The organism is Gloeobacter violaceus PCC 7421, from assembly GCF_000011385.1.
In the GTDB taxonomy this organism is placed as follows: domain Bacteria; phylum Cyanobacteriota; class Cyanobacteriia; order Gloeobacterales; family Gloeobacteraceae; genus Gloeobacter; species Gloeobacter violaceus.
The window spans coordinates 3,102,932-3,129,920 of the sequence record NC_005125.1; the positions used below are offsets into that span (position 1 = coordinate 3,102,932).

Below are 26,989 nucleotides of genomic sequence, written 5' to 3' on the forward strand. Positions count from 1 at the left end.
GCTACCTCTCGATTTTCAAGAAAGCGTGAGCTGCAAGGTGAGCTTGCGCAGCTGGCCGCGCAGACTGGCGTCGATTACTTCGTCGCCAATCTTGATGATCATGCCGCCCAAGAGTTCTGGATCGACGCGCCGGCGCAACTCGACGCGCACAGCAGCGGTGCGCCGACGAATGCGCTCGATGAGAGCGCTCGCCTGCTCTTCACTCAGGGGCACCGCCGAGATCACCTCCGCCAGGGTCGTCTGCTGCAGCTCGCGCAAGATGCGCTGGTAGCTCGTGCAGACGGGGCGCAAAAGCGCGATCCGCCGCCGGTCTACCATCAACTGCAAAAAGTTGAGCATGTAGGGATGCACCTTGCCGCCAAAAGCTTCGACCAGCAGGCGCTTCTTGTCCGCCATGGCGATGATGGGCACTACCAGGAAGCGCTCGAAATCGGGAGACTCCTCCATCACCTGGAGCATTCCGTCGGTGTCGTTGCCAAACTGCTCCAGAAGCCCCGTCTCGGAAAGGGCGAGTTCTTTGAGTGCCTCGGCGTAGCGCTGGGCTATCTGTTCGCTGTCTTTGCCTTGCTGCATGGTCTAGTCCAGTAATTGGATGCTGCGATCGAGCAGGCGGCGCTGGGTGGCCTCGTCGAGTTCGCCGGGCAGGCGCTCGCGCAGGCGGGCGAGGGCGTCGCCCACCACTTTGAGGCGCACCTGGGTGAGGATGCGCTGCTGCTCGTTGCGCAGGTCTTGATCGACTGTCTCGCGCACCCGGGCGATATCGATCTGGGCTTGATCGAGAACCTGGGCACGCACCCGCTCGGCGTTGGTGCGGGCAGAAGCGAGGATCTGCTGGGCTTGAACCTGGGCCTGGGAGAGGTTCTGGCGGGCGGTCGCCAGTTCCTGCTCCGCCTGGCGGCCCCGGTTTTCGACCTCGCGGATGCCGTTTTCGATCTCGCTCTTGCGCTCGCCCAGCACGCGGCCAAAGTAGCCGCGCGCCAGGAAGATGAGCAACCCAAACACAATGGCGATGTTGATGATGTTGGTCTCGAGCAGGTTCAGATTGAGGCTGAACCCGCGGCTTTCGGCCTCCTCGGCAGCCAGAACCAGCGGCATCCAATCCATCAGAACCTCCTGGCCGAATCGCTCAACAACTTCTCGCTGAGGGTGCGGCTGATCGCCTCCACCTCCCCCGACAGGCTGGCCAAAGCCGCCTGCTTCTGCTTGTCCAGATCGGCCTGGGCCTGCGCGATGCGCTCCTGGGCTTCTCTTTGGGCTTCGGCAAGCTGCTGGGCGCGGATCTTCTGCGCCTCGGCTTCTGCCGCTGCGATCACCTGCTGCGCCTCCAGGCGGGTGGTGCGCAGCTCCTGCTCGTACTGATCGGCAAGGGCCTTGGCCTCGTCGAAGCGGCGCTGGGCGCTGCCGGCATTCGAGCGGATGTACTCGCTGCGCTCCTCGATCACCCTGGAGATCGGTCCATAGAAGACCGCGCTCAAGATGGTCATCAACAACAGGAAGTTGACAATCTGCAGCACCAGCGTGCCGCCGAAGTCGAACAATCCTCCCGATTCAGCCTCCGCCGCCGCCGCTTCCTCGGCCGCCAAAAGCAGCAGGTGAGCGGCCCAACCCGGGTCAAACAGCATATCCACGATCAACCCCTCCGCCAGCGGCTTAGCCCCGGAACGGGTTGGCGAACAACAGCACGATCGATACGAGCAGACCGTAGATGGTCAGCGATTCCATGAAGGCGAGCGACAGCAGCAGCGTGCCGCGGATCTTGCCTTCGGCTTCGGGTTGACGGGCGATCCCTTCGGCGGCTTTGCTCGCCGCATTGCCCTGGCCGATACCGGGACCGATGGCCGCCAGGCCGACCGCGAGGGCGGCAGCGATCACCGAAGCAGCAGCAGTAATATCGTTCATTGCGACACTCCTAATAAAACGTCCATTGTGTATTGAGACCACCGTCGGACTAATGGTGGTCGTCGTGGTCCTCGACCGCTTCACCGACATAGGACGCGGTGAGCGTCGAAAACACCAGCGCCTGAATCGCACCTGTCAGCAAAAACAGGATCATCAGGGGCACAGGCACCAGAATCGGTACCAGCAAAATCAACACCGCCACCACCAACTCCTCAGCCAGGATGTTGCCGAAAAGTCGAATGCTGAGGGACAGGGGACGGGTGAAAAATTCGAGTACCCACACCGCCGCCAAAATCGGTGATTCGAAGTAATGCTTGAAGTAACCGAAACCCGACTTGCGCAAGCCTGCATAGATGTAGGAAACCAGAGCGATCAGGGACAGTGCCACGGTCGTGTTGATGTCGTTGGTCGGCGAAGCCAATTCGCCTTCTGGAATATGAAAAAGCCGCAGAGGCAACTGACCGAGCCAGTTGGCAAACAACACGAACAGAAAAATCGTTCCGATGAGCGGTACCCAGGAGCGGTACTGCTTCTCACCTATCTGGTTGCGGGCGATGCTGGCGAGCAAGTCGTAGGCGTATTCCAGAAAGTTTTGCAGACCGGAGGGCACCCTCTGCAACTTGCGGGTGCCGATGAAGGTCAGCCCGATAAGCAGGAGCATGACCACCCAGGTGGTGATCATCGTCTGGCCGTGTACGCTGAGCGGACCGAGTTGCCAGGTCAGATGCTTGCCGACTTCCACCGCCGCGATGAGAGGCTGATTGCCCAAGGTTGCCAACGCTAACTCCATCCAACCATCCTCCAAGTGCCAACCCGTCTAAACGTCACCGAACAGCGTCCGCAAAGTGTCGACCAGGATCGCCGCCTTGATGGTCAAAAAACCAAAGAAAGTCGGCAGAATCTCGAGTGATCCGGACTTGATTGCCATCACCATCAGGACGGCGAAAAGTCCGACGCGCGCCGGCCCTCCCAGACGGCGGTCGCCATCGCCAATACTCTGGATACTGCGATCGAGCATCCGAAAGTATAGTAGGCCACCGCCCGCACCCAGAAGGTAACTTAAAGCCGTATTCAATGAATAAGCGAAACCGATCACCACAAACGCAAAAGCAGCAATGACGACAACTGTCAGATAGATCCGCCGCCTCAGCGCGTGGTAATCTGCCATGGAATCACCCACCATTGTCGGTTGGGATCCCTCGGCCGGCGATTCGCTCAACATCTTCCCCCGATGAACCAGATCGGCTGCGAAAGCAGGTTTTCGGCTTCACTATACCATAGGCTGCGCAACAAACCTTAAGATTCAGTAGGAATTTTTGCTTAGTTGGTGAAAGTTGTGCATTCCCGATGTCAGGCACCCGCTCAGTGCCCGACTAGAGGCCAAACAAGCGCGAGAGCAACGAATAAACCAGCAATACGGCTCCGGCAGTTAGCACAACCAGGCCGCCCGCGAGCACCAGGTCCTCCTCCCGTTGCCGCCAGCCCCGCTCGATCAGGTGGATAGCCCACCCCAACAACAACACTGCTATAATCGCTGTGGTTAACATAACTTTACACTAACAAAGATTCGGCAAAACGGGCGGGTTAGCGGTGGATCTCGACCTTCAGACAGTCGAACGGGCGGTGCGGGCGGTCCGCCTTGGGGCGATTGGAGCGGCGGGGCTTGCTTCGATGGCCGAGCGCAGCCTCGCGGTGGCCGAGTTCGCAGGGGAGCACGCCCGTGCAGGTGGCCTGACCCGGCAGACCCTTTCGGAGCGCGCCGCCGAGGATGAACTGATGTGGCTTTTTCGAGTCGGGGTGGTGCGCCGCGAAGTGGACGGCCAGGGCATCACCGATCGCTTTCGGCTGACGCCTTTGGGCAATCGCGTGCTCACCGAGGTGCGCCGGGCGGACCTGCCCGCGCTTTCGCCGCTCGATCAGGTGGGCAATCTGCTCACCCGCTGGCTTTCCTAACGGCCGGTGCTCTAAACTACGGCTAGCGCGAAGTCGGGATCATTATATGGACGCAGCACTAAAGACAGTTTTGGACAAAGCTCGCCAATCGGACCTGCGCGCCCTGCGCACCGAAGTCGCGGCCCTGGGTGACGGGTTGGTGGTGCGGGCGACCTTGGTGCTCGCGGAGCAGGAATTTACCGCCCACGCCCCTTGCGAAAATACCGCGGACGTCGGCCGCGCCGAGGAGCAGGCGATTTTGCGCGCCTGCTCCTTCGCCGGTCTGGAGTCGGGCCGGCTGCTCGCGGTCGTACCGCCGCCCGCTTCCCCGATGGCCGCCCCGCAGGCGGACGCCGCTCCCCAGCCCGCGCGGCCGGGATTGTTCGACAACAGCGGCCCGCTCTACCCGGAAGCGGACATCGAACCGGCCGCCCCTTTCGGGGAGGAGCCCCTGGAGGCAGCGGGCGAACCGTTCGACCGCGACGCGCTGATGACTGAGAGCTTGAGCTTGATGTCCGCCATAGACATGGACGCCAAGGCCGGCCGCAGCCATCTGGTGCAGACCTACGGCAAGCGCAGCCGCAACGAACTGAGTGACGAGGAACTCCTCAGCTTTGTCGAATATCTGCGCGCCCAGAACCACGCCAACCTGACGAAGCGGCTGCCATTTTAGAGTCTGGTCGCCGAAATATATCGCAATCATTCTCAACGCCTTCCAGAAGCTCACTACAATTTATGTATTCGGTTGAATTCCTCGAAGGAAGGCGGAGGGACGCAATATGAACGGCCTGGACAAATTCACCAAAAAATATCGACTTGTCTGTACGCTGACCTTCGGGGACATCTACGGCCAAGTCGTCGTGTGGCTCATCGGCATCTTCGTCATCCTGGCGCTGTCGCTGTCGTTGATGGGAAGCTCGCCGGTGCTGGCCCTCGGAGCGATCGGGCTGATTATCGTCGTCTCGCTGCCGTTTTTGCTCTTTGCGTTCGTGACGACGCTATTCAGTCACATCGAGGTCTACCAGACCAACTTCTTCGACGACAGCGCCCTTAAGACAAAGGCGTATTCGCGCACCGACTCGAACTGAGCCAGCCGTCTTCGAGGCCGATAGGCGGGAGCAGGCCGTCGCGTTGAGAGCCCGACCAGCCGTGGTAGTCGTGGCTGCCCCAGCAGGCTTTGCCCCGCTTTTGCGCCTGTTCCAGCCAGTACTGCTGCCGGTCGAGGGGATGATCCGGGTGGATCACTTCGATGGCATCGACGGCTGCGAGCAGCTCTTCCATCTCAGGAAGATCCGGGTAGCGCTGGGGGTGGGCGAGGCCCACGGTCGCCTGCGATTCGCGCAGCCAGGCGATGCCGTCGCGCCAGTGGGGAATGCGCGGCCTGAGCCGCTCCAGGTAGGCGTCGCTGTGGGCGGCGGCCCAGGCGTGCAGCGCCTTAAGAGCGCCGACGGTTGAACCGAGGTGATCGATGACTTGATCGCGGGTGGTCGGGTCAAAAGCGAGGGTGGCTAGCTCCGCGTCGCCGGTGGCATCTTGAATGCCGTCGCGCCACACGCGGTTGTATTCGTTTTGAAAAGTACGGGTGTGTTCGAGCAGGCGGCCCTGGGGCTCCAGCCACAGGCCCAGGATGTGCACCTCGGTGCCGCCGTCGCTCAGGGTACTCAGTTCAATTCCCGGCACCACCCAGGCGGGCAGCGATTCGAGGCTCTGCCAGCCCGCCACCGAGTTGTGGTCGGTGATGGCGAGCCGCTCATATCCCAGCGCCTCCGCCTGGGCGACCAGGGCGGCGGGGCTATAGCGACCGTCCGAGAAGCAGGTGTGGTTGTGCAGGCCGACAAGCATGTTGCGATTCCTTAACTGCCACTGCCACCACGGTAATCAGCCAGGCCCCCGATCGCAAGTTGCCTTCCTTACTATGGAAGACTTCGCCAGCCCCCTACGGCAGAGCTGCTGCGCAGAAAACACGGAATCATCGACAAAAGCATAACCCGCCCTTAACCCATGACTGCGAGTCGCAAGCTAAGATTTATGGGATTTTTCCAGGCTTAATATATGAACGCGCGATTTTGGCGGTGGCCGGGGGTTTTGCTGGGGATTATTTTTGTCGGGTTGGTGTGGCTGTCGGCTTCAACCGCTGTCCGCTCGCAAGTTTCCTCGGTGGATGTGATTCACATCTTTCCTCCAGGCGAGGGATTTGGAAAATTTCCCGAGGGTGTGAACCCCTATGGAGGTCTGGTTCAAGGTACCGACGGCGCCTTTTATGGCACCAACAGCAGCGGCGGGGCCCACGACCTGGGAACGGTCTGCGGTAGGCAGCAGTTCCAGCTTCATCGGCGGCACCTATGGCGGCGGTTTGCAGGGTGAGGGAATTCTCTACGAGATTACGACCGATGGGGTTTTCACCGTACTGCATTCGTTCAGCGGTGGGGACGACGGAGTCGCACCGACTTCTGTCATCCAGGGCAGCGACGGCTACTACTACGGCACCTCCCTCAACGGCGGCGATCCCACCAAGGGTGGCTCGGTCTTCCGCTTCGCCTATTGCCTGGGTTTGGCGGCCATCAGCAACGCCATCAGCACCGAAGCCGCACCGACCTGCAGTGTGCCCATCACCGCCCGTCTCTTCTACAACGGTGAGGATATTACCGACACCAAGACACCGAAACGGGTCATCGTCGGTCAACAGATTCCGTTGACAGTGAAGTTCTACCAGAATGGTAAGGAGCTGACGGCGCCGAATCCGGTAATCACGACTCTCAAGTGGATGATTCCCGGGAGTTCAATTGCAGGTTATAGTCCCAGTATTGAGGCTGCGACAGTGACTCCACTGGTCACAACCGACATCACCAAGCGCAACATTGCCTACTATTGGGTGGATGGCAGCAGCCAGCAAAATTGGGCGGTCTCCATCAACGTTACGGCCAATAACCAGCCCGTGAGCGCGCGTACCACTCTCACTTTGCTGCGGCCTACAGCAAAAATTACGGCTATTACGGGCGCTGTAACCGTCGGAGGAGGTTGGGACAATACTTACACCCTAGCCTTTGGCAGTAACAATTCAAGCCCAGGGATTGTTTTTAATCGCACCAGGCTCTCAAATCCAACTGGGTTTTCGGGAAAATGGGAATGGGTGCAACTAGCCAATATTAATCGACGGCGTTTTCGAACTGATACTAATACATGGGAACGCTTTGTTGGGGTTGGGGTTCTTGATTGCACAGTCTCCGAAGGTACAAATGCGGCTGACTGCAGTACATATAATTACGCTGCAACCGTAATAAGAACTAGTGACAGCCCAAGAACACCCTTGTCAAAATCATTCAATATTCCGCTAACCCCACCGATCAATCGAGCAGAAGTCGATGAAAGCTTCTCAATGTACCTGATGTACCAACCAACTGGTGCGGCGGGCGCGAATGCAATTTGGGTTCCACTGCGCAAAGTAACTTGGTCTTGGCACGGAAAGGCGCAACTTGACAGCACTGTCCAGAAATGGAAACTGGTTCCCGGCTCAAGCGACAACTCCGTAGATCCCAAGGACGGGGACGCGACGATACACCCGACATGGACCAGCAGGTTTCCACAGCTTGAGTGGAAGCCATGAAGATGCTTTACCCGGCTTTGAAAGCAGGTATGTGGGGTTATATAGACAGTGTAGGCAACTTCAGCATCCAGGCCCGATTCGATCGAGCTGAGGAATTTCACGAGGGATTTTCCTTGGTTGTTCTAAATGACGAATGGTGTTACATCGACCAGAAAGGAAGCCCCGTATTTCGCACAGGATTTACAAACCAGCCTAGAGAATTCAGTGGCCCAGTCCTCTACGATAAGGACGGTTGGATTATGCACCGAAGTATGCGCCACTTCTATGAGGGCAGGGCCGCGGTTTGGCGAGGAAATTCAGGCTACGGCTACATCGATTCAGGCGGAATATTTGTGATCTCACCTCAGTTTAGCGAAGTCGACGACTTCTCGGAGGGGGTAGCAGCGGCGGCAGTTCCCGAAGAGCGAAATTGCGGCAACTGGGGCTATATCGACAGGGAAGGCAACTGGATTATATCCCCACAATTTTATTATGCAAGGCATTTCTGTGAAGGTCTCGCACCCGTGCGTTGGAAAGAGAGCATTTTGTTAGGGTATATCGATAGGATAGGCAAGAAGATTATCGAACCATCTTTCGATTGGGCCTGGAGCTTCAGCGAAGGACTCGCCCAGGTTGAGGTCGACAGCAATCACGGCTACATCGATCAGTCGGGCCGGATTGTTATTTTTCCTGAATTCGAAGACGCCCGGCGCTTTCGCAACGGGTTTGCGGCTGTGCGGCTTGGCAAACAATGGGGGTTCATCGACGCGGAGGGACGGCTAGCTACTGAACCGCAATTCGACGCTGTCGGGGAATTCTCCGAAGGTCTGGCTCAGGTGTTCATGAAAAACAAAGACACCGATGCATACCCTTACTACCCCTTCAAAGTTGGATATATTGACACCCATGGCAACGTGGTCATTCCGATACGGTACGAGTGGAGCACGTCATTCCACGCAGGATTGGCGGTGGTGCGGGAAGCTATTTGGGGCCCGTCGATAGGTATCGATCGAACAGGACAGTGCCTTTGGAAACAGGCGTAATCGCCATAGCTCCTGACTGGAGCATCCTCGGGCACAAATCGGCGGACGTTACACTGGAGAGCATCGTTCGTTCCCACCAGTCCAAATGGCGCGCACCCTACCCAGTCAATACGATCCATTTGACGCCGAACCTCGCTGGCAGCGCTTCTGGGAGGAGCACCGCTTCTTTTCGCCCGCCGCCGACGGCCCGGGGAAGCCTTTTAGCCTTGTGCTGCCGCCCCCGAACGTCACCGGTTCGCTGCACATGGGCCACGCCCTCTGTTTCACCCTGCCGGACGTGGTGGTGCGCTACCGGCGCATGAAAGGTTTCAAGACCCTCTGGCTGCCGGGGACCGACCACGCGAGCATCGCCGTGCACACGGTACTTGAAAAACAACTGCGCCAAGAAGGCAAGACCCGCTTCGATCTGGGGCGCGAGGCTTTCCTGGAGCGCGCCTGGGCCTGGAAAGAGCGGTCGCAGGATACCATCCGCGGCCAGTTGCGACGTCTCGGGCTCTCGCTCGATTGGACGCGCGAGAGTTTTACCCTCGACGAGAAACGCAACCGGGCGGTGGTGAAAGTCTTCGTGGACCTGCACCGCAAGGGTCTGATTTACCGGGGTAAGTATCTAGTCAACTGGTGCCCGGCTTCCCAGACAGCGGTCTCGGATTTGGAAGTGGACGATAAAGAAGAAAAGGGCCACCTGTGGCAGCTCAGATACCCGGTGGCAGATAGCGACGAATTTCTGGTGGTGGCCACCACGCGCCCCGAAACGATGCTGGGGGATACGGGAGTGGCGGTGCACCCGGAAGATCCGCGCTACAAGCACCTCATCGGCCGCGAAGCGGAACTTCCGATCCTTGGGCGGCGCATTGTGATCGTGGGCGACGAGGCGGTGGATCGCGAATTTGGCACCGGCGCGGTCAAAGTCACCCCCGCCCACGACCCGAACGACTTTGAAATCGGCAAACGCCATGGTTTGCCGATGATCAACCTGCTGAACCCGAACGGCACTTACAACGAGAACGCCGGTCCCTACGCAGGGCTCGATCGCTTCGTGGTGCGCAAGCAGGTGGTCGCACGGGCCGCGGCCGAAGGCTGGCTGGTGGGCATCGAAGATCACGTCCACAACGTGCCTTACTCCGAGCGGGGGGGCGTGCCCATCGAACCGTACCTGTCGGATCAGTGGTTTCTCGATGTGTCGGGGATGGCCACGCGCGTGCTCGAAGCTTTCGACAGCCAGAATCAGCCCGCCTTCGTGCCCGAGCGCTGGGGCAAGGTCTACCGCGATTGGCTGGTGCGCATCCGTCCCTGGAACATCTCCCGGCAACTGTGGTGGGGGCACCGGATTCCCGCCTGGTTTGTGGCCGGAAGCGAGGGCGAGTACGTGGTGGCCCACGACGAAGCGGAAGCGTTCGCCGTCGCCCGTGAGCGCTACGGGCCGGATGTGCAGCTCCAGCGCGATCAAGATGTCCTCGACACCTGGTTCAGCTCGTCGCTGTGGCCGTTTACCACCCTGGGCTGGCCCGACCAGACCGAGGATCTGGGAGTCTTTTACCCGAACGCGCTGATGTCGACCGGGTTCGACATCATCTTCTTCTGGGTGGCGCGCATGGCGATGATGGCGGGCGAATTTACCGGCCAGATTCCTTTTGAGACCGTCTACATCAACGGCCTGGTGCGCGACGAAAAAGGCCAGAAGATGTCGAAGACCAAGGGCAACGGCATCGACCCTATCGAAATGATGGACAAGTACGGCACCGACGCTCTGCGCTACACCCTCGTGCGCGAGGTGACGGGGGCCGGACAGGATGTGCGCTTTGACTACAACCGCAAGACGGGCGAATCGGGCGCGGTCGATGCGAGCAAGCGCTTCGCCAACAAGATCTGGAACGCCAGCCGCTTCGTGCTGATGAACCTGGATGAACTCACCCCCGCCGCACTCGGGGCAGCGGATCCCGGCTCGCTCACCTTAGAAGATCGCTGGATCTTGGGTCGGCTGGGCCAGACAGCACGGCAGATCGACGAATTACTGGGCCGCTACGCCCTCGGGGAAGCGGCGCGTTCTCTGTACGAATTTATCTGGGACGATTTTTGCGACTGGTATGTGGAGCTGGCCAAGCCCCGCCTGGAGGCGCTTGAGACCCGCAGAGGTGCCCAGCAGGTGCTTGCGGCCGTGCTCGATCGGACCTTGCGCCTGCTGCATCCTTGGATGCCGCACCTGAGCGAGGAGATCTGGCAACTACTCCACCAGCCCCTAGAAGTGGCTTCGATCTGCGTGCAGCCCTTTCCCACGGGAACGGACCTGCCCGCGGAGCCCCCTGCCGAATTTGCCCTCATGCAGCAGATAGTGCGCACAATCCGCAACTTGCGCGCCTTTGCCCAGGTGCCGCCTTTGCGCACCCTGCCCGCGGTGCGCCTGGCTTCGCGCAACGCCGAGGAGCGCGCCGCCATCGACGCGACCCGCCAGGCCATCGCCCATTTGGGCCGCGTCGAGCAACTGCCCCTCGAAGAGGTGGCCGACGAGCACCTCAAGCAGGTGGCGGTGGGCGTGGCCGGTACCGTACAGGTGATGCTGCCTTTGGGCGGGCTGGTGGACGTGGCGGCCCTGGCAGGAAAGCTCCGGCGCTCTTTAGAGAAGCTGGATAAAGAAAGCGGCGTGCTCGCCGCCCGGCTGGACAACGCGAGCTACCTGGCGAATGCCCCGGCCGAACTGGTGACCGAAAGCCGCGCCAAACTCGCCGAGCAGAGGGCTCAAGCGGCGATCCTGGCGGAGCAGTTGGCGCGGCTGGAAAATTAGGGCAGTTTCAAGAAGATCCCGACGGCCACAAGCTCGAACCCATCCCCAAAAGTCCCCACCGATCTGGGGATAATGATCCTGCCGGAAAAGGGATAAGCCTCTGAATTGGACTTTCTATACAGTGCAGGGTCCAGAAGACAGAGCACGATTGAGAGGCACAGGTGAACCCTGGCCTTCTGAACGGGACCGTGCCCAATTTGGGCCAGGTGTCTATGCCTGGGCAAGCAGGGCAGAAGCAGAACGGTATCTTGCGTTGCGAAAACGAAGGTTTCCAGATCTGGAGGTCATCGAATTTCAAATCAATGAAGCTGAATTGTCGAAACTGAAATTCGTCAATGTAGATGAGCAGCCCGATCCGGATGCATGGATGAATCAGTACAGCAGGATGTTTGGAGGAAACCCAGACCCTACACTAGAGTATGTACAGAGAGGAACAGATTTTGGCGTCGAGCACTACTTTGCAGCTTCTGTTTTTCGAATACTCCAGTTTTGAGGTGAAACATGAGTACCTTTCACTACCGGTTTATTAAAACTACTTGGGGTATTGCTGTTGAAATTTTTGCTGACATTCGTCTCTCTTGCCAGGAAGAGCATTATGCGACTTCATCTAACTATTCCATTGGTTTGCTAACGTTAAAACCGCCCCTTCGCAGTATTGAGCCAGCTGCTTCTCTGAAGAAGTGGCTGACCGAAGAGGAAATCAATTATCTAAATAGGGGCATGGATCTTGTCTCCGCTCAAATCCCTGTGAGCCTAGGGGTTATTGTCGAAGTGCAAGATTTGATTTTTAATGAAACGGATTATCAGCCGGAAGGCTTGGCGCTAGCAGTTGCTGGTTTGCTCACTCAGGAGTTGAACCTTCCGGGTGTCCACGTTCCGATCCAGTTTTCCAAGGAAAAGAAACGATATATTTTTGACTTTGACCACGTCGAATCTCTAGCGAGCCGCAACTAAGATGCCCCTCGATTTGCTGCGCGGTTGTTCGTTCCTGAGTCCGGCACTGCCTGAACCGTTTGTGCGCTTCGAGTTGAAAAAGAGCTGAACAAAGAAAAGCGACCGGCAAAGAAGCCCAGGCACTCAAAGACTTCTGGGGGGTCTATCGGGGCAGGTTGTGGGAACTGGCGGGACGGGTGGGCTCGATTCGGGTGCGCCTTCAGCAATCGGGGGAGCGAGCCCTTGATGCAACCGCCGGCTTATGCGCGGGAGGAGTCGAGCGATGAGGTGCAGACCCGCAAAGAGATGGAGTCGGGGGGCTTTGAGCCTGTCCTGTTCTAGCTTCTTGCCACAGGCCGCGCCCGGCGGCGGGGCCTGCGCCGCCAGGCCGCCGCACCCAAAAGCGCCAGCATCCCGCCTGCTGCCCCGACGGTGGGTTCGGGAATTTCGGTGGTCTCAAAAGGAGCGTTGACGATGATGTCGCCGTCGCGGCGGTCGGTGGGCACGAAGATGTTGCCGTCGGACTCAAAGGTGCCCAGGATCTGTCCGTCCAGGTTCGCCACATAGTTGGTGAGTTGTCCGCTGCCGTTGAGCGCGTCAAAGTAGACCCGGCTGCCTTCGACCAGCACGTTCCCGCCGAAGGCCGTCAGGTTACCCGAACCGTTGGGGTCCGCCGTGCCCAGATTGGCGATTGTGACGAGCCTGCCGCCCACGTAGGCGTACACGCCGCTCTGGCCCGCGTCGGTGCGCCCCAAAAAGGCCAGCGACGTGCCATCAAGGGAGACATTGCGCGAAGCTGAGAAACTCGTGAACACCCCCCCGTCCGGCGCGCGGGTCTCACCGAGGACGACGATTTCCATTTGATCGCCGCCGAAGTTGGCGTAGAGGCCCTGGGGAACGAAGCCGCCGAAGTCGCGGGTGCCGGTGATGGCGACGACGTTGCCGTCCTGGACGTCGAGACCCCGCAGGTCGGTGGTGTCGGCGGCGAAGACCGTGCTCGGCGGCAAACCGGCGGTACTGAGCAGCGTCGAAAGACCGCTTAGATCCAGATTGCTGCTGAAGATGCCTTCGCGGGCGGTGCCGCCGGAGGTCTCAAAAAAGCTCGCCCGAAAGAAAAACTGGCCGCCGTCGATCTTGATGCCTTCGATGTCGAACAGCTCCGCCCCGCCGGGCAGCGCGAAGCGCTCCGCATCGAGGCGGGCCAGGGACGTGCCGCTCGCCAGAAAGTAACCCAGATCCCCTGCGGCGTCGGTGCCGGTGAACAGTAGATTCTCTCCTTCGATGCCCAGCACGTCGAAGCCGCCGTTGACGAACCGGCCGCTGCCGCCCGGGACCGCCGTGGTCGTATCGACGATCCGCCTGAGGCCCGTTCCGTCGATACCCACGGCATAGATGCCGCTACTGGTATTGGCGAGGCTGCTGCCGATAAAGCCGACCTGACCGCCGCCCAACTTTGCCAGCAGTGCCGAGCTGAAGTTGCCGCTGCCGCCCGGAACGGCTGCCTCCAGCGGCTCAAAAAACGCTTCAAAGTCAAAATCGGCCACGACCGCATTGCTCACCGGGTCTTCCAGACCAGCGGCGGACGACGGTCCGGGGGCGGCAGGACGGCGCAGGAGGCTGTCGAGTTGCCACAGCTCGAAGGTGCCGCCGACCGGCCAGGGCGAAGTGGTGCCCGCAATTTCGAACGCCTGCGCCCGAGCGCTCAGCAACAGACCCAACGCTGCTACAACGGATGCAACCCCGCCGACTTTTCGAACCATGGCCCACTCCTCACAACAAACAACGAGACAAACAAAAGCAGTCTATTGCGGGCTCACTAGGGAGCGAAGTCCTGCGCCATACCTTTCGTGGACAAATATGACCTGCATCTTTCGTACTAAAGTGACAAACAGGCAAACTGCCTGTCAAAGGCGGGTTTTATCCATAATTTTTCTGGGTTCTACAAGTCTTCGCCTGGACATTGATGGGCGGATTGCCGATCTGTTGAGAGGTAAACGCATTGCAAAGTGAATGGATACCGATGCTTCAGGCGCTGGCGGAGCACCGGGAGCGCGAAAACAATTCCCGCCTGCCGCTTTCTGGGCGGTTGCCGGACGAGGTGCAGGCGCTGCCTTTTTGGCGCGAGACGCTGGCGGGCAAGCTCACGGCGCGCTTGGGAGCCCCCTTCTGGCAGGTCCACCGCCCCCAAAAAAACGAGCGCTGCCTGTATATCAGTTGTGGCCCCAGTTTTCTGACCGATCCGTGGGTGGAGTGGGGAGCGTTGTTTTGGGGCACCGATCTTGACGGGGCGATGGTGCGGGCCGTGCGCGCCCGCGCCCCCCAGCTCAACTCGAAGCTTTTTAAGGACCTGCAGGAGGCGCCACCCCACGATCTGGACCGCTACCCCGAGGGCCAGTTCGACCTGGTGATCGCGGCGGGGTTCAGCCCGTTTATGCCCCTGGCCTACAGCGAAGCGGTAATCGCGGCGGTGCGGCGGGTACTGAAGGTCGGGGGCGGCTTGCTCTGGGAAGTGGCCGACCCCGATTCATCCTGGTTCGAAGACTGGAGCATCGGCCAGATCTATTTGGGCCTGGAGGTGGTGGCGGTGCCGCTTGCCGATTGGAAGCGCGCACTCGCCGCCGTCGGACCGATCCAGGCTGAAAATAGCGGCGAACTCCTGCACACGTTCTTAGTCGAACGCGCCTAGGGATGGGACTCATCACGCTGCTGAGCGACTTTGGCCTGGCAGACGGCTACGTTGCCCAGATGAAGGGGGCAATCGCCGCCATTGCTCCGCAGGTGCAGGTGATCGACCTCACCCATCTGGTGCCGCCCCAGGACATCGCCGCCGGGCGATTCTGTCTGACGAGTACCTGTCCGTACTTTCCGGCAGGTACGGTGCACGTTGCGGTGGTCGATCCGGGGGTGGGCGGTGCTCGGCGGGCCGTAGCCGTCCGCTGCGAGGAGGCATTTTTCGTCGCTCCCGACAACGGCCTGCTCAGCGGCATCCTGGCTGTTACCCCGGCGGTGGCTGCCGTCGAACTTACGGAATTTCGCTATTGGCGCACCCCATCCCCGAGCGCCACCTTTCACGGGCGCGACATCTTTGCCCCAGTGGGCGCCCACCTGTCGAGCGGCGTACCTTTCGAGCAACTGGGCCGCCCCATCGATGCGGCAAGCCTGGTGGTATTGGATCTGCCCGATTGCCGGGCAACGGCGGAAGGCTACGCAGGGGCAATCCAGGCTGTCGATCGCTTCGGGAACTTGATTACCAATTTTCCGGGCGGGGTTGTCGCGGGCCGACCATGGAGTGTCGTTCTGGGAAAGTGGACCATTCCCGGTGGCCACACTTACAGCGATGTTCCTCGGGGAGAGACGCTGGCACTGGTGGGCAGCCACGGCTTCGTCGAGGTGGCCGTCGCCGGTGGCAGCGCCGGGCAGGTGCTTGATCAAACGGTCGGTGCCCCAGTCATACTGATTTGGCAACCAAGTGTGGACAGACATTAAAGCGATGGAATCGCCCGAACTGAACGACAAGCAAGCCCAGCGCATTCTGGAGAACAGCGCCTTTGCCGATCGCGCTCTGGTGCGCCGGGCGCTTGTCCGGCTGGCCGGACCTGCCGAGTACAAGATGATCGGCGTCTGCGCCGATGCGGTGGAATCGGCGGTGTCTGCTCTGCGGGGGTATCTTGCCGCCTTCGGTTACCCCGAGCCGCCCCTGGCGTTCGACCCCATCGACGAGCGGGGAGTGTACCTCAAGTTCAACCCCAAGACCGGCAGTTGCTACGTTTCGCCCTACACCGGCAGCGAGCGGGGGGTGATCGTCTCCTGTTTTTCGCCGGGGAGCGAGGAATACAACGAGACTTACGCCCATTTGCCCCTGGAATTGTTTACAAGAACAGATTGAACGGGTCGCTCTACGGCGGTTCCGGTTTGCCGAGCCCTTCTTTGTGCCTACAACAGCGTCCGCGCCAGCGCCAGCGCCTCCTCGCGGCCGGTCACTTCACCGGTGGCCTGGGCCTCCTGGATGGCGGCGAGCAACTGGCCCACCCGCGGCCCCGGCTTAAGGTCCAATTCGGCCATCAGCCCGTTGCCGTCGATGAGCGTGCGCGGGTGGGCGAGCGGGTCGCCGGGGGTGTAGTAGTGCCCCAGCAACCGCCCGGTCAGTTCCACTGCCCGCGCCAGGTCGTCTTGGCCGACCTGGGGGCCGAGGGTCGAACGCCGGTCGGCCAAGGCCAGCATCAGCAGGGCAGGGAGCATCTGGCCCAGATCGCGGCAGAGGCGATAGACCGCCCGGTTGCTGGGCGGCCAGTGGGCGGCCAGCTGGCCGGGGCGCAAGTGGTGCTGCACCAGGGCCGCCACCCAGCGCTCCTCGTCGCGGCTGAATTTGAGGCGCTGGAGAATCTGCCGGGTCATGTTCGCCCCCAGGCTCTCGTGGCCGATGAAGCTCATCCGGCCGCTCGCCGGATCGAGTTTGCTGGTGGGGGGCTTGGCAATGTCGTGCAGCAGCGCCCCAAGCTTCACCAGAGTCCGGACGCTGTGGCCCCCTGTGACCTGCCGGTCCATGTCGGCTCTCACCTGCTCGGCAAAATCAGCAATCGCACCGTCCACCTGGCGGATCACCTCGAAGGTGTGCTCGATGAGCGGCAGGTGGTGGTAACCGCTCGGTCCAATCGCCTCCATGGGAGCAATTTCCGGCAGCCAGTCGGCGAGTAACCCGTCGCGGTAGGTGGCAAGCAGCGCGTCGGCGCCGGTGGGGGCGCAGATCAGGGCGCACAGTTCCTCGCGCACCCGCTCGGCGGAGACCGCCGCGAGCCGGTGGGCGTGCAGGCCGATCCAGGCGCGGGTGGCGGGCTCGATCGCAAAATCCAGCTGGGCCGCGAGGCGATAGCCCCGCAACAACCGCAGCGGGTCGTCGACGAGATTGGCTTCACAGATGGCGCGCAGCGTGCGGCGGGTGAGATCGCCCCGGCCGTCAAAGGGATCGAATAGTTCCCCGGCATGCACGTCCCAGGCGATGGCGTTGACGGTGTAGTCGCGGCGGGCCAGGTCGCTCACGAGGTCGGCCCCCTGCCGGCGGGCGAAATCGAGGGTGATCCCCGAATCCAACACCAGCCGCACGATCTCGTGCTCGGCGTCGAGGACGGCAAAACCGGCCCCCAACCGCCGGGCCAGAACGCGGGCGCGCTCGGCGACCGGGCCGGGGCAGACGAAATCCAAATCGAGCGGCACGCGGGTGCGGTTCAACAGTGCGTCGCGCACGCTGCCGCCGACGAGCGCCAGCGGACCCGGCCAGTCGGCCGGGGCGAAGGGAATGGCATCGAGCAGGGAAGTCAACTGCGGCATCGTCTTTTGGAAGTTTCTCTGGACACTGCCCATTCGAAGCACTTTGCGCTACTCTGGATCACGCCGGGACATCGGGGTTACCTGAGACCGTCTTGGGCCGGGCCGCTTAGGCCCACGGCACTCACAGTAACTCGGACACCCTCGGATCCAAGCTTTACCTACACCTATGCTATTTTTGCCCATCGCCGAACGGTTGCGGTCGCGTTCCTCTGTCGTGTCTATGAGAGGCCACGGAGGAGACATCCGATCCCAGCCCTTCCCAGGGGATGGTCCGCATCGAGATCGAGCTGCAAACGAAGGCGGGGCCTTGCGCCTGCGCCTGTCTTTGTCCATGGTTTGTGTTCCTGGTTCATCGCATTAGGAGTTGCGTATGTCCGTTCGACTCTACGTTGGAAATTTGCCCGAAGAGGTCACCCGCCAGGAATTGGAGGCGATTTTCGCCCCCGCCGGCGAAGTGGTCTCCCTCAAAGTGATTACCGACCGCAAGACCGGCAAGTGCCGGGGCTTTGGTTTTCTGACCGTGTCCACCCCCGAAGCCGCCGACAGCTTCATCGAGCAATTCAACGGCGTCAGCTTCAAAGATGTCGCCCTGCGCGTCGAGAAGGCCCAGCCCAAGGCCAAGAGCGACCGCAGCGACGAAGGTGACGGCGAAGCCGCCGCCCCCGCCCCCGCCGTGGCCGCCGGCAGCGAAGCGACCGAACCGCAGGTGGAGAGCGCCGCTGCTCCCCGCCCCGTCCCGGCCCGCGCCGCCGGTCCGATTAGCACCGGCCGCCCGCCGATCCGCAAAGTCGACAAAAGCCAGCGCGACCGTCAGGGCGACGGCGGCCGCCGCCAGGGCGACAGCCGCCGCGATCGGCCAGCGGCCACCACCGTCTCCTCCGACGAGGCCAACCAGCCCGACCCGCGCTGGGCCGACGCCCTGCGCGACATTCGCCGCCAATTGACCACCAAGGCCTAGGCGCTCCAGACCAGGAACACGGCAATCGAGCGGTCCAGGACTGAATCTCTTCAGCCCTGGACCGCTCGCTTTTGCTCGATTGTTTCAAGGAGGGCAAAATAGTCGCGTTCCATCAGCTGCGCAGATCGACCGAGTAGCGCTCGGCCAGAGCCTGCCGGACGCGCTGGTGGACGGCGGTGATCTCCTCTTCGGTGAGCGTGTGGTCGCTGCGGTAAACCATCCGAAAGGCGAGGGAGCGGCAGCCCTCCGGCACCCCCTGGCCCTTGAATTCATCGAGCAGCGCGACCGATTCGAGCAGCGGTTCGCCCTGCTCGCGGATGAGCCGCTCGAATTCGAAGACGGTGAGCGCCTCGCGGGCATAGAACGACAAGTCCCGCGCCGCCGGAGGAAAGGGGGAGAAGGAACGAAATTCGACCGGCCGCTCGCGCACCAGGTCGATCAAAAAATCGAGATCGATCTCGAATACAAACGTCTGCTCGGGTAGATCCAGTCGGGAAGCCAGACGGGGGTGAAGCTGGCCGAGGGTGCCGAGCCGCTCGCCCGATACCCACAGCGAAGCCGTTCGCCCCGGGTGCAGCCGCTCGTCCCGGCGGTCGGCCTGGTATTCGACTTCGATCTGCCACGGCTGCAAAATCGCCGCAAGCACGCCTTTGGCTGCGAACCAATCGAAGGGGGGGGTGAGTTTTTGCCAGTCGCCCACCGCAGGCTCGCCGCACATCACCGCCCCAAGCCGGCCCGACTCGAAGATGCCCTCGTCGGAGCGCAAAAAGACGACCCCCACTTCGAAGGCGTGAAAGGGCATGTTTCCCTGGGAGCGGTTGAAGCGCAGGATCTCAAGCAAGCCGTCGATCAAATTGGTGCGCAGGCTGTTGAGTTCGGCGCTCAGCGGATTGCTGAGCACCACCGGCTGCTGGTCGCGGTCCGGGGCGAGCGAGTAAGTCACCACCTCGGTGAGCCCCGCTCCCTGACAGAGCGAGCGCACCCGCCGCTCGATAAAGTCCTCAAAAGGCAGATAGCCGCCGTCGGCGGGGGGCGGCAGGGTGGGCGCGAAGCGGTCGTAACCGACGACGCGCGCCACTTCTTCGATGAGATCGATTTCGCGCTCGATATCGCGCAATCGATGACCCGGTACGGTGACGGCGAATTCCTGCGGCCCCGTCTGTACGTCGAAGCCGAGGTTCTTGAGCACCCGGGCAATCTCCGCATCCGGGATGTCTTCGCCCAGGATCTGGGCGAGGCGCTCGGGCCGCAGGGACACCACGCGGTTCTCGCGACGGCGGTAATCGTCGGTTGCCTGGACGACGGCGCGCGCCCCTGCGCAATCGGCCAATAGTTGCAGAGCGCGGCCGAGGGCGTGTTCGAGGGCGGAGGCGTCCACACCACGTTCGTAGCGCGCCGAAGCCTCGGTGCGCAGCGCAAAGACGCGGGCGGAGCGGCGAATCGCGGGCGGGTCGAAGATGGCCGCCTCCAGCACGATGCGCCGGGTCTGTCCGCCCACCTCGGTGGCCTCGCCCCCCATCACCCCGGCGAGGGCAACCGGCCGCTCGCCGGCGGTGATGAGCAGATTTGCGGGTGTCAAGGGCCGCTCGGTTCCATCCAGGGTGACCAGCTGCTCGCCTTTGTGGGCGAAGCGCACCCCCAGGGTACCGGCGGCGAGCCGGTCGGCATCGAAGGCGTGCAGCGGCTGGCCCCATTCGAGCAGCACGTAGTTGGTGACATCGACGACATTGTTGATGGGGCGCATGCCGGCTTTTTCGAGGCGCTCGCGCAGCCAGTCGGGAGCAGGACCGACGGCGACTTCCTCTAATAAGGTGGCGGTATAGACCGGGCAGGCTTCCGGCTCGGCGATCCGGGCGGCCAGATCGCCCCTGGGCACCAGGGGCGCATCGACCAGGGGCAGGCGCAAGATGCCGCCGGTCAGGGCCGCCACCTCGCGGGCGATCCCCACCATGCTGAGGGCGTCGGCGCGGTTGGCGGTCGAGGCCACTTCGAGAATCGCGTCGTCGAGGCCGAGCAGCGGTCCCACGTCGAGGCCAAGGGGCAGCGACGCCTCGGGAAAGATATGAATGCCCTCGGAGGCTTTTTCGAGGCCCAACTCTTCGAGTGAGCAGAGCATGCCTTCGCTCGGCATACCCCGGATGCTCGCGGCGCGCAGTTTCAAGTCTTTGATCGGTAGATACGTGCCGACCGGGGCCACCGGCGCGTAGATGCCGGCGCGGGCGTTGGGAGCGCCGCAGACGATGTTGAGCAATCGGCCCGTGCCGATATCGACCCGGCAGACGTGCAGCCGGTCGGCCTGGGGATGGGGCGCGCACTCGAGCACCCGGCCCACCACCACCCCGGCCGCCCAGGTGCGCCGATCTTCGACATGTTCAACTTCGAAGCCCGCCATGGTCAGCTTCTCGGCCAGTTCGGACGGCGTGAAATCAAATTCGACGTACTCTTGAAGCCAGTTGAAGGAGACGCGCATGGGATGCAGGCCGGTTGAATGGAGCGTTTCGATGCTATCAGTTTGCCGGGGCACCCGACTATGCACCTGCGGGGCGGCCTTCAAGCTTCAGTTTGAGATTTCCAAATGCTTGCCTCAATTGTCAAAAATTGCCGCGATCGGTTTCGAACACATCGACTCCCGAAAATATGCGACAAGACTTGACAGGAACTCCGCGATTTTTTAGGCTGACTCAAGGTTATCCAGGTCGCGCCCACTCCGCAGTGAACACTCTCCATCGATCGGTCCTGTTGGAAGAAACTATTGTCGGTCTGCAGGTGCACCCCGGCGGACTCTACCTTGACGCCACCGTCGGCCTGGGTGGGCACAGCGAGGCCATCTTGCGCACCGAAAGCACCCGGGTGGTCGCCCTCGATCAAGACGAGGACGCCCTTGCGCAGGCGCGGCTACGCCTGGCCCCCTTCGGCGAACGGGTGCGCTTTGAACACATCAACTTTGCCGAATTCGAGCCGGGGGAGGAGCGCTTCGACGGCATCGTCGCCGATCTGGGCGTCAGTTCGATGCAACTGGATAGCCCCGAGCGGGGTTTTTCGTGGCGGTTCGAATCGCCCCTCGACATGCGCATGGACGGCGGGGGCGAGGCCGAGACGGCGGCGGACCTGGTCAACACCTGCAGCGCCGAGCAGTTGAGCGACCTGTTCTGGCGCTACGGTGAGGAGCGCTTCTCGCGGCGCATCGCCCGGCGGATCGTCGAGCGGCGCCCCTTGCGCACGACCACCGAACTGGCCGCGGTAGTCGCCTCGGCCATCCCGACCCGCCAGCCCATCCACCCCGCCACCCGCGTCTTTCAGGCGTTGCGCATCGCCGTCAACGGCGAAGTCGCAGCTCTGGAAACCTTTCTTGAGCGCAGTCCCGACTGGCTGGTACCGGGAGGACGCCTCGCCGTCATCAGCTTCCACAGCCTTGAGGACCGGCCGGTCAAGCACCGCTGGCGCGCCGATCCCCGTCTCGAAGTGCTCACCCGCAAAACGATCACAGCCGGCGAAGCTGAGATCCAGTCCAACCCCCGCGCCCGTTCGGCCAGGCTGCGCCTGGCCCGCCGCCTTTCACCCAGTGAGGAGTCTCGATCGTGAACGCCCTACCCCAGAGCCAGGTTTCCCCAAATACCGGCGTCGTGCTGCCGCTCGAACGTCCCCTTGCCGCCCCGCCCACCCCGGAGGAGTTAAAAACGCTGCGCCTGGCTGCCGGGCTGCGCACGGCGCGCAACGCCGGCATCGGTGTCCTCGCGCTGCTGGTCGTCGCCACCTCGGGCCTGTACTGGTGGACTTTTCAGACCCAGGCGCGCTGGGAGGACGGCTACCGGCAGTTGGTAAGCCTGCGCACGCAGTCGCGGCAACTGGCGCTTTTTAGCGAAGCGCTCACCGGCAACCTGGCAAGCAGCGTCGCCCTCAACACGCCGCTCAGGGTGGCCACCCCCGCCCAGGCGCTCAGCGTACCGGCCGCTCCCGAGCGTCCCCTCAAGCCGTTGCCCCAGGCTGCGGCCCCTGATCTGGCCCTTGCCATTCCGGCGGGCTACTGATGCGTTCGATCCGGCGGCAAACCACCTCCCGCCTGTGGCTGGTGGGCATCGGTGTACTCGCGGCGGCGGGCGGTCTGGGCTACCGCCTCTACGATCTGCAGGTCACCCAGGCGAGCACCCTCCAGGAACGTGCCGCCCTCCAGCGCGAGCGCACGGTCAAATCCGAGCGGCCCCGGGCAGGAATCGTCGATCGGCGCGGGGTGGCCCTGGCCCTCGATGAGCCGATTTTTGATCTCTACGCCCACCCGTTTTTGATCGACGCGGAGGCAAAATTGCTCGCCTCGCGCCAGGCTTCCAGACAAAAAGGCGTCGATCGCGAGGCGCTGGAGGCCAAGCTTGCCGCCCAGCACCGTCAGGCGCTGCGCTCCGAGATGGCCCTGGCCCTCGCCCAGGCCACCGGTCGGCCCGCGGCCGAAATCGCCGCCCGCCTCACTGAAAATCGCCGCACCGTCGCCCTTGCCCGCGGCCTGGGCGAAAATGCCCGCGAGCGCATCGTGCAGGCGAAGCTGCCGGGGTTGGAGTTCGGTTCGCGCCGCCGCCGCTTCTACCCGGACGGGGCCAACAGCGCTGCGTTGGTGGGCTTTCTCAACTACGAAGGCCAGGGCCAGGGGGGCGTCGAGCAGTTCTACCACAAGCGCCTCACCGGCGCCTCGTCGAGCTACCCGGTCACCCTCGGCCCCGGGGGGCTGCCGCTGGCAAGCACCCTGCCCACCGAGGCGTTCGAAGGCTTCGAGCCCGGCCGTCTGGCCCTCACCATCGACGCGCGCGTGCAGCGTGCCGCCCGCCTTGCCCTGGAGCGCGGCGTCGAGGCCAACCGCGTCACTCGGGGTGCCGCCATTGTGCTGGAGCCCCAGAGCGGCGAAATTCTGGCGATGGCGGTGAGCCCCAGTTTCGACAACAACCGCTACGGCGAATTTCCGCCCGCCCATTTCAAGAACTGGGCGGTGAGCGACCTGTACGAACCAGGATCGACATTTAAGCCGGTCAACGTCGCCCTCGCCCTCAGCGCCGGGGCCATTCGCCCCGACACCGTCGTCAACGACTCCGGTTCGATGAGTTTTGGCCGCTATACGCTCAGCAACTACGACCGGCGGGCGCGCGGGGCGATTTCGGTCACCAAGGTGCTGATGGTCTCCAGCAACATCGGCATGATCCGCCTGATGCAAAAAATGCCGCCCACCGCGTACTACGACAAACTGCGCGAAATCGGCATCGGGGGAGCCGGCGGCGTCGATCTGCCGGGCGAAACGCGCGGGATCATCACCAACCGCACCCAGTTCGCCAAATACCCGGTGCAGGTGGCGACGGTGGCCTTCGGCCAGGGGGTGGCCCTCACGCCTTTGCAACTGGCAAGCCTGCACGGGGCGATTGCCAACGGCGGCATGGCCATCCAGCCCCACCTCGTGCGCGCCTTCGAGAATGACGAAGGCCAGGTGCTCTGGAAACCGGAGCACCGATCGACCAAGCGCATCTTCACCTCCGAGGCGACCGTCGCCGTGCGCGAGATGATGATGCACGTCGTCGAAGAGGGCACCGGCAAACCGGCGCGCATCCCGGGCTACCGCATCGGCGGCAAGACCGGCACCGCCCAAAAAGCCAACATCGGCGGGCGCGGCTACCTGGCGGGCAAAAAGATCACCAGCTTCGTGGGCTATCTGCCGGCGCGCAACCCACGCTACGTGGTGCTGGTGGTGCTGGATGAACCCAAGTCCGGTAACGCCTTCGGCTCCACCACCGCCGCTCCCATCGTGCGCGAAATCTGCCAGGAGCTGATTTCCTACGGCAACCTCCCCCCGAGTCACCCGCAGGAGTTGCTCGCCGCCGCGCCCAAAAAACCGTAGTAGCTTACCACCGTACCGCCGTAGACCCGCCGATCGAGTCGCACCAGAGAACCCACGGCCTCGGGCAAATCCGGCAAATCTTCGCCGTGCTCGGCAGCCAGTTCGCCGTCGTCGGCCAGCAACCCGCAGGCAACGACCGCCTCCAGTACCGGCAGGTAAAGCTCCCCACGGTAAGGCGGGTCGAAGTAGATGAGATCGAACACCCGGCCCTGCTTTGCCAGACGGGCGACACCGGTAAGCGCGTCCGTTTTGTGGATCGTCCCGAGGCCGGGGGCGATCTTGTCCCAGTTGGCCGCGGCGATGCGCGCCGCCCCGGCCGCCTGCTCGATCCCGATTGCCTCTGCCGCGCCGCGCGCCAGGGCTTCGGCCCCCATCGTGCCCGCCCCGGCGCACAGATCGAGCCAATGGCAGCCTTCCACCCGGCCGTGCCAGCGACCGAAGACGGCCGTGCGCACCCGCCCTAAAGTAGGCCGGGTATCGAGTCCGCCCGGGGTGCGCAGCAAGCGGTTGCCGTAGATACGCAGGCTCATCGTCCGCCTATGCTAACCGGCCGTGAGGTTCAAGCAAGTCTACCCATCACCCGCTGGCTGCCACGATGCTTCATGAGGGAGGACGATTGACCCGTAGTAATTTTCCTGCCAGATTCTCCTCTTCATCCTCGATCGCCCTGTGGATGTTGTCAGCAAGCCGCTGCCAGTTCAAATCCTCGGAGCAGACGACGATTCCGGCATGCTCCGGACAAAAGCGATGCAGCCGCACAAAATGGCGACGATTTTGGGTGAGAACAGCGCATTGTCGACTGGCAGCAAAGTCCAATACCTGTTCGTCTGGTATGCCCTTGGTAGCCTGGCCGGCCTCCTGAGCCGTCAATACGTCATGTCCCAGTGCCCGCAGCAAAACGACGACTGGAAACGGAAATTGCTCGTCGGCATACAACTGGGCCATGAGCTATGCGTTCTCGTTATCCCGAATGGCAATCTCGATTTCGTCGGGAAAGGCTTGTGCATAAGCCCAGGCGTTCCGCAGGTCCGCAGCCGTGAGTTGGGGAAAGGCCGCGAGAATCTGAGCATCGTCGGCTCCCAGGCGTCGGTAGTTGATCAAGCCCCAAACCGGGATACGGGTTCCGGCGACGCAGGCGTCACCGCCGACGACATCGGGAATTTTCGTGACGCCACGCCAGGAATTGCTAAGACTTTGAGCCAAAAGCTCAATCGCCTGAGCTTTCTCTTCGGGAGAAAGGGCGAGCAGTTGGGGCTGAAGTTCCTTAAGGCTCACGGCAAGGGCGGCAAAGTAAGTCAGGCTACTATTCTAGGGCTGCACAAGCCGGTCCGTCGGCCAACACATTAACAATCGCGATCGTTTTTCGAAAGCAGGCCATGCGCTGAACATCTGTAACCGGCTGTTCCCATCCAAGGCAAAGCGACCCGCGCGTTAAGATGGCTGCGGACAGATATTCAACAAGCAGGTTGCGATGCGGGCGAAGAAAGTCGTACTGGCCTACTCGGGCGGCGTGGACACCAGCGTGTGCATTCCTTATCTAAAGCACGAATGGGGTGTGGAGCAGGTGGTGGCCCTGGCGGCCGATCTGGGCCAGGGTGAAGATCTCGAAGCCGTCCGCCAGAAGGCCCTCGCCTCCGGCGCCGACCAGGCAATCGTCCAGGATGCCCGCGAAGATTTTGTCTACGACTACGCCTTTGCGGCCCTGCAGGCCAACGCCCTCTACGAGGGGCGCTACCCGCTCGCCACCGCCCTCGCCCGGCCACTCATCGCCCGGATCCTCGTCAAGTGCGCCCAGGCGGTAGGGGCCGACGCCGTCGCCCACGGCTGCACGGGCAAGGGCAACGACCAGGTGCGCTTCGACGTGTCTATCGGCGCGCTCGACCCGAAACTGAAAGTGCTCGCCCCCGCCCGCGAGTGGGGCATGTCCCGCGAGGAGACGATCGCCTATGGCGAGCGCTACGGCATCCCCGCCCCGGTCAAGAAAAAATCGCCCTACTCGATCGACTTCAACCTGCTGGGCCGCTCCGTCGAGTGCGGCGTCCTCGAAGATCCCTGGGCGGAACCGCCCGAGGAGGTCTACGCGATGACCAAATGCGTGGCGGACACCCCCGACCAGCCCACCTACATCGAACTGGAGTTCGAGCGCGGCGTGCCGGTGGCTTTGAATGGAGCGTCCTTGGGCGGGGTGAAGCTGGTGGGCGAACTCAACCGCCTGGCCGGGGAGAACGGCGTCGGGCGCATCGACATGGTCGAAAATCGCCTGGTCGGGATTAAATCGCGCGAAATTTACGAATGCCCGGCCGGGGTGGTGCTGGTCCTGGCGCACCAGGCCCTCGAAGCGCTCACCCTGCCCCGGGAGGTGACCGCCTACAAGCGCGGTGTCGAGGACACCTACGCCCAACTGGTCTACAACGGTCTGTGGTACAGTCCGCTGCGCGGCGCCCTCGACGGGTTCATCGACTTCACCCAGCAACGGGCGAGCGGTGTGGTGCGCGTGCGCCTGCACAAAGGAACCGCCACCGTCGTGGGCCGCAAAAGTCCCTATTCGCTCTACGACGTGGAGCTGGCCACCTACTCCGAAGGGGACAGCTTCGATCACAAAGCCGCCGAGGGCTTTATTTATGTCTGGGGCCTGCCCACGCGCATTTATGCGCAGGTGCGCAAATAA

The 26,989-nt window shown here is 62.3% G+C and carries 30 protein-coding genes; 16 read left to right on the plus strand and 14 right to left on the minus strand.

What is annotated here, in order from left to right:
• Positions 1-15 precede the first annotated feature (15 nt).
• From atpH to GLL_RS15025, 7 genes are all read right to left on the minus strand, one after another.
• The gene (atpH, locus tag GLL_RS14995; RefSeq protein ID WP_011142900.1) at positions 16-573 is read right to left on the minus strand and encodes an ATP synthase F1 subunit delta; all 558 of its coding nucleotides are present in this window, start codon (positions 571-573) and stop codon (positions 16-18) included.
• A gap of 3 nt (positions 574-576) precedes the next feature.
• Positions 577-1,104 carry a F0F1 ATP synthase subunit B gene (locus tag GLL_RS15000; protein WP_011142901.1) on the minus strand — a complete coding sequence of 176 codons (528 nt, stop codon included), beginning with the start codon at positions 1,102-1,104 and terminating at the stop codon, positions 577-579.
• Entirely contained in the window at positions 1,104-1,622 is a 519-nt protein-coding gene (locus tag GLL_RS15005) for a F0F1 ATP synthase subunit B' (protein WP_231848457.1), read from the minus strand. Before GLL_RS15005 ends, GLL_RS15000 begins: the two co-directional genes overlap by 1 nt.
• A 28-nt stretch (positions 1,623-1,650) precedes the next feature.
• The gene (gene atpE / locus GLL_RS15010; protein WP_011142903.1) at positions 1,651-1,899 is read right to left on the minus strand and encodes an ATP synthase F0 subunit C; all 249 of its coding nucleotides are present in this window, start codon (positions 1,897-1,899) and stop codon (positions 1,651-1,653) included.
• A gap of 49 nt (positions 1,900-1,948) precedes the next feature.
• Positions 1,949-2,689: a F0F1 ATP synthase subunit A gene (gene atpB, locus GLL_RS15015; RefSeq protein WP_011142904.1), complete on the minus strand. Its 741-nt coding sequence runs from the start codon at positions 2,687-2,689 to the stop codon at positions 1,949-1,951.
• 27 nt (positions 2,690-2,716) lie between these two features.
• Complete coding sequence (locus GLL_RS15020; protein ID WP_164929137.1) at positions 2,717-3,067, minus strand: ATP synthase subunit I; 351 nt, start codon at positions 3,065-3,067, stop codon at positions 2,717-2,719.
• Positions 3,068-3,272: 205 nt separating this feature from the next.
• Positions 3,273-3,446 (minus strand): hypothetical protein, encoded by a 174-nt coding sequence (locus GLL_RS15025; RefSeq protein WP_011142906.1) that lies wholly within the window; start codon positions 3,444-3,446, stop codon positions 3,273-3,275.
• 43 nt (positions 3,447-3,489) lie between these two features.
• On the opposite strand from GLL_RS15025, the gene GLL_RS15030 reads away from it, so the two are divergent.
• The 3 genes from GLL_RS15030 to GLL_RS15040 all read left to right on the plus strand — a co-directional run bounded on the left by GLL_RS15030 (position 3,490) and on the right by GLL_RS15040 (position 4,919).
• The gene (locus tag GLL_RS15030) at positions 3,490-3,852 is read left to right on the plus strand and encodes an Npun_F0494 family protein (RefSeq protein WP_011142907.1); all 363 of its coding nucleotides are present in this window, start codon (positions 3,490-3,492) and stop codon (positions 3,850-3,852) included.
• Between the two features lie 46 nt (positions 3,853-3,898).
• Positions 3,899-4,504 (plus strand): hypothetical protein, encoded by a 606-nt coding sequence (locus GLL_RS15035; RefSeq protein ID WP_011142908.1) that lies wholly within the window; start codon positions 3,899-3,901, stop codon positions 4,502-4,504.
• A gap of 106 nt (positions 4,505-4,610) precedes the next feature.
• Positions 4,611-4,919 (plus strand): hypothetical protein, encoded by a 309-nt coding sequence (locus GLL_RS15040; RefSeq protein WP_011142909.1) that lies wholly within the window; start codon positions 4,611-4,613, stop codon positions 4,917-4,919.
• Here GLL_RS15040 and GLL_RS15045 read toward each other — a convergent pair.
• Positions 4,882-5,673, minus strand: a complete 792-nt coding sequence (locus GLL_RS15045; RefSeq protein WP_011142910.1) for a PHP domain-containing protein — start codon at positions 5,671-5,673, stop codon at positions 4,882-4,884. The genes GLL_RS15040 and GLL_RS15045 overlap by 38 nt on opposite strands.
• 382 nt (positions 5,674-6,055) lie before the next feature.
• Between GLL_RS15045 and GLL_RS15050 the strand changes: the two genes are divergently transcribed.
• From GLL_RS15050 to GLL_RS15070, 5 genes are all read left to right on the plus strand, one after another.
• Entirely contained in the window at positions 6,056-7,435 is a 1,380-nt protein-coding gene (locus tag GLL_RS15050) for a choice-of-anchor tandem repeat GloVer-containing protein (protein ID WP_011142911.1), read from the plus strand.
• Entirely contained in the window at positions 7,432-8,457 is a 1,026-nt protein-coding gene (locus tag GLL_RS15055) for a WG repeat-containing protein (protein WP_164929138.1), read from the plus strand. The genes GLL_RS15050 and GLL_RS15055 overlap by 4 nt, the downstream gene beginning before the upstream one ends.
• A gap of 85 nt (positions 8,458-8,542) precedes the next feature.
• Positions 8,543-11,236 carry a valine--tRNA ligase gene (locus GLL_RS15060; protein WP_011142913.1) on the plus strand — a complete coding sequence of 898 codons (2,694 nt, stop codon included), beginning with the start codon at positions 8,543-8,545 and terminating at the stop codon, positions 11,234-11,236.
• A gap of 148 nt (positions 11,237-11,384) precedes the next feature.
• The gene (locus tag GLL_RS15065; protein ID WP_164929139.1) at positions 11,385-11,729 is read left to right on the plus strand and encodes a YdhR family protein; all 345 of its coding nucleotides are present in this window, start codon (positions 11,385-11,387) and stop codon (positions 11,727-11,729) included.
• 8 nt (positions 11,730-11,737) lie between these two features.
• Positions 11,738-12,190 (plus strand): hypothetical protein, encoded by a 453-nt coding sequence (locus tag GLL_RS15070; RefSeq protein WP_164929140.1) that lies wholly within the window; start codon positions 11,738-11,740, stop codon positions 12,188-12,190.
• A 317-nt stretch (positions 12,191-12,507) separates the two neighbouring features.
• Here GLL_RS15070 and GLL_RS15075 read toward each other — a convergent pair whose 3' ends face one another.
• Positions 12,508-13,929 (minus strand): hypothetical protein, encoded by a 1,422-nt coding sequence (locus tag GLL_RS15075; protein WP_011142914.1) that lies wholly within the window; start codon positions 13,927-13,929, stop codon positions 12,508-12,510.
• Positions 13,930-14,189: 260 nt separating this feature from the next.
• On the opposite strand from GLL_RS15075, the gene GLL_RS15080 reads away from it, so the two are divergent.
• The 3 genes from GLL_RS15080 to GLL_RS15090 are packed head-to-tail and all read left to right on the plus strand — an operon-like array spanning position 14,190 to position 16,055.
• Complete coding sequence (locus tag GLL_RS15080) at positions 14,190-14,855, plus strand: class I SAM-dependent methyltransferase (protein WP_011142915.1); 666 nt, start codon at positions 14,190-14,192, stop codon at positions 14,853-14,855.
• Between the two features lie 2 nt (positions 14,856-14,857).
• Positions 14,858-15,655 (plus strand): SAM hydrolase/SAM-dependent halogenase family protein, encoded by a 798-nt coding sequence (locus GLL_RS15085; protein ID WP_011142916.1) that lies wholly within the window; start codon positions 14,858-14,860, stop codon positions 15,653-15,655.
• A gap of 4 nt (positions 15,656-15,659) precedes the next feature.
• A complete protein-coding gene (locus GLL_RS15090) occupies positions 15,660-16,055 on the plus strand; it encodes a DUF1824 family protein (RefSeq protein ID WP_164929141.1) in 396 nt (131 codons plus the stop codon).
• 47 nt (positions 16,056-16,102) lie between these two features.
• Here GLL_RS15090 and GLL_RS15095 read toward each other — a convergent pair whose 3' ends face one another.
• On the minus strand, positions 16,103-17,494 hold the full coding sequence (locus GLL_RS15095) for a CCA tRNA nucleotidyltransferase (protein WP_164929142.1): 1,392 nt from the start codon (positions 17,492-17,494) through the stop codon (positions 16,103-16,105).
• Positions 17,495-17,864: 370 nt separating this feature from the next.
• Here GLL_RS15095 and GLL_RS15100 point away from each other — a divergent pair, with 370 nt between their 5' ends.
• Positions 17,865-18,452 (plus strand): RNA recognition motif domain-containing protein, encoded by a 588-nt coding sequence (locus GLL_RS15100; protein WP_011142919.1) that lies wholly within the window; start codon positions 17,865-17,867, stop codon positions 18,450-18,452.
• Between the two features lie 112 nt (positions 18,453-18,564).
• Here GLL_RS15100 and pheT read toward each other — a convergent pair whose 3' ends face one another.
• A complete protein-coding gene (gene pheT, locus GLL_RS15105; RefSeq protein WP_011142920.1) occupies positions 18,565-20,922 on the minus strand; it encodes a phenylalanine--tRNA ligase subunit beta in 2,358 nt (785 codons plus the stop codon).
• Between the two features lie 167 nt (positions 20,923-21,089).
• On the opposite strand from pheT, the gene rsmH reads away from it, so the two are divergent.
• The 3 genes from rsmH to GLL_RS15120 are packed head-to-tail and all read left to right on the plus strand — an operon-like array spanning position 21,090 to position 24,321.
• On the plus strand, positions 21,090-22,034 hold the full coding sequence (gene rsmH / locus GLL_RS15110) for a 16S rRNA (cytosine(1402)-N(4))-methyltransferase RsmH (RefSeq protein WP_011142921.1): 945 nt from the start codon (positions 21,090-21,092) through the stop codon (positions 22,032-22,034).
• Positions 22,031-22,480: a hypothetical protein gene (locus GLL_RS15115; protein ID WP_011142922.1), complete on the plus strand. Its 450-nt coding sequence runs from the start codon at positions 22,031-22,033 to the stop codon at positions 22,478-22,480. Before rsmH ends, GLL_RS15115 begins: the two co-directional genes overlap by 4 nt.
• Positions 22,480-24,321 (plus strand): peptidoglycan D,D-transpeptidase FtsI family protein, encoded by a 1,842-nt coding sequence (locus GLL_RS15120; RefSeq protein WP_011142923.1) that lies wholly within the window; start codon positions 22,480-22,482, stop codon positions 24,319-24,321. Before GLL_RS15115 ends, GLL_RS15120 begins: the two co-directional genes overlap by 1 nt.
• Here GLL_RS15120 and rsmD read toward each other — a convergent pair.
• The 3 genes from rsmD to GLL_RS15135 form a co-directional block, all read right to left on the minus strand.
• The gene (gene rsmD / locus GLL_RS15125; RefSeq protein WP_011142924.1) at positions 24,279-24,851 is read right to left on the minus strand and encodes a 16S rRNA (guanine(966)-N(2))-methyltransferase RsmD; all 573 of its coding nucleotides are present in this window, start codon (positions 24,849-24,851) and stop codon (positions 24,279-24,281) included. The two genes, GLL_RS15120 and rsmD, sit on opposite strands and share 43 nt — an antisense overlap.
• A gap of 70 nt (positions 24,852-24,921) precedes the next feature.
• The gene (locus tag GLL_RS15130) at positions 24,922-25,266 is read right to left on the minus strand and encodes a DUF5615 family PIN-like protein (RefSeq protein WP_011142925.1); all 345 of its coding nucleotides are present in this window, start codon (positions 25,264-25,266) and stop codon (positions 24,922-24,924) included.
• 3 nt (positions 25,267-25,269) lie between these two features.
• Positions 25,270-25,596: a DUF433 domain-containing protein gene (locus tag GLL_RS15135; protein WP_011142926.1), complete on the minus strand. Its 327-nt coding sequence runs from the start codon at positions 25,594-25,596 to the stop codon at positions 25,270-25,272.
• A 196-nt stretch (positions 25,597-25,792) separates the two neighbouring features.
• Here GLL_RS15135 and GLL_RS15140 point away from each other — a divergent pair, with 196 nt between their 5' ends.
• On the plus strand, positions 25,793-26,989 hold the full coding sequence (locus GLL_RS15140) for an argininosuccinate synthase (protein ID WP_011142927.1): 1,197 nt from the start codon (positions 25,793-25,795) through the stop codon (positions 26,987-26,989).

Bases quoted from the DNA above. Each gene is read 5' to 3' on its own strand.
- GLL_RS15005 (WP_231848457.1), bottom strand. From the start codon at position 1,622: ATGCTGTTTGACCCGGGTTGGGCCGCTCACCTGCTGCTTTTGGCGGCC.
- GLL_RS15075 (WP_011142914.1), bottom strand. From the start codon at position 13,929: ATGGTTCGAAAAGTCGGCGGGGTTGCATCCGTTGTAGCAGCGTTGGGT.
- GLL_RS15045 (WP_011142910.1), bottom strand. From the start codon at position 5,673: ATGCTTGTCGGCCTGCACAACCACACCTGCTTCTCGGACGGTCGCTAT.
- GLL_RS15055 (WP_164929138.1), top strand. From the start codon at position 7,432: ATGAAGATGCTTTACCCGGCTTTGAAAGCAGGTATGTGGGGTTATATA.
- GLL_RS15050 (WP_011142911.1), top strand. From the start codon at position 6,056: ATGGAGGTCTGGTTCAAGGTACCGACGGCGCCTTTTATGGCACCAACA.
- GLL_RS15140 (WP_011142927.1), top strand. From the start codon at position 25,793: ATGCGGGCGAAGAAAGTCGTACTGGCCTACTCGGGCGGCGTGGACACC.
- GLL_RS15120 (WP_011142923.1), top strand. From the start codon at position 22,480: ATGCGTTCGATCCGGCGGCAAACCACCTCCCGCCTGTGGCTGGTGGGC.
- GLL_RS15000 (WP_011142901.1), bottom strand. From the start codon at position 1,104: ATGGATTGGATGCCGCTGGTTCTGGCTGCCGAGGAGGCCGAAAGCCGC.
- GLL_RS15090 (WP_164929141.1), top strand. From the start codon at position 15,660: ATGGAATCGCCCGAACTGAACGACAAGCAAGCCCAGCGCATTCTGGAG.
- GLL_RS15130 (WP_011142925.1), bottom strand. From the start codon at position 25,266: ATGGCCCAGTTGTATGCCGACGAGCAATTTCCGTTTCCAGTCGTCGTT.
- GLL_RS15095 (WP_164929142.1), bottom strand. From the start codon at position 17,494: ATGCCGCAGTTGACTTCCCTGCTCGATGCCATTCCCTTCGCCCCGGCC.
- GLL_RS15100 (WP_011142919.1), top strand. From the start codon at position 17,865: ATGTCCGTTCGACTCTACGTTGGAAATTTGCCCGAAGAGGTCACCCGC.
- pheT (WP_011142920.1), bottom strand. From the start codon at position 20,922: ATGCGCGTCTCCTTCAACTGGCTTCAAGAGTACGTCGAATTTGATTTC.
- GLL_RS15020 (WP_164929137.1), bottom strand. From the start codon at position 3,067: ATGGCAGATTACCACGCGCTGAGGCGGCGGATCTATCTGACAGTTGTC.
- GLL_RS15060 (WP_011142913.1), top strand. From the start codon at position 8,543: ATGGCGCGCACCCTACCCAGTCAATACGATCCATTTGACGCCGAACCT.
- rsmH (WP_011142921.1), top strand. From the start codon at position 21,090: ATGCGACAAGACTTGACAGGAACTCCGCGATTTTTTAGGCTGACTCAA.
- GLL_RS15085 (WP_011142916.1), top strand. From the start codon at position 14,858: ATGGGACTCATCACGCTGCTGAGCGACTTTGGCCTGGCAGACGGCTAC.
- rsmD (WP_011142924.1), bottom strand. From the start codon at position 24,851: ATGAGCCTGCGTATCTACGGCAACCGCTTGCTGCGCACCCCGGGCGGA.
- GLL_RS15025 (WP_011142906.1), bottom strand. From the start codon at position 3,446: ATGTTAACCACAGCGATTATAGCAGTGTTGTTGTTGGGGTGGGCTATC.
- atpB (WP_011142904.1), bottom strand. From the start codon at position 2,689: ATGGAGTTAGCGTTGGCAACCTTGGGCAATCAGCCTCTCATCGCGGCG.
- GLL_RS15035 (WP_011142908.1), top strand. From the start codon at position 3,899: ATGGACGCAGCACTAAAGACAGTTTTGGACAAAGCTCGCCAATCGGAC.
- atpE (WP_011142903.1), bottom strand. From the start codon at position 1,899: ATGAACGATATTACTGCTGCTGCTTCGGTGATCGCTGCCGCCCTCGCG.
- GLL_RS15080 (WP_011142915.1), top strand. From the start codon at position 14,190: ATGCTTCAGGCGCTGGCGGAGCACCGGGAGCGCGAAAACAATTCCCGC.
- GLL_RS15040 (WP_011142909.1), top strand. From the start codon at position 4,611: ATGAACGGCCTGGACAAATTCACCAAAAAATATCGACTTGTCTGTACG.
- GLL_RS15070 (WP_164929140.1), top strand. From the start codon at position 11,738: ATGAGTACCTTTCACTACCGGTTTATTAAAACTACTTGGGGTATTGCT.
- atpH (WP_011142900.1), bottom strand. From the start codon at position 573: ATGCAGCAAGGCAAAGACAGCGAACAGATAGCCCAGCGCTACGCCGAG.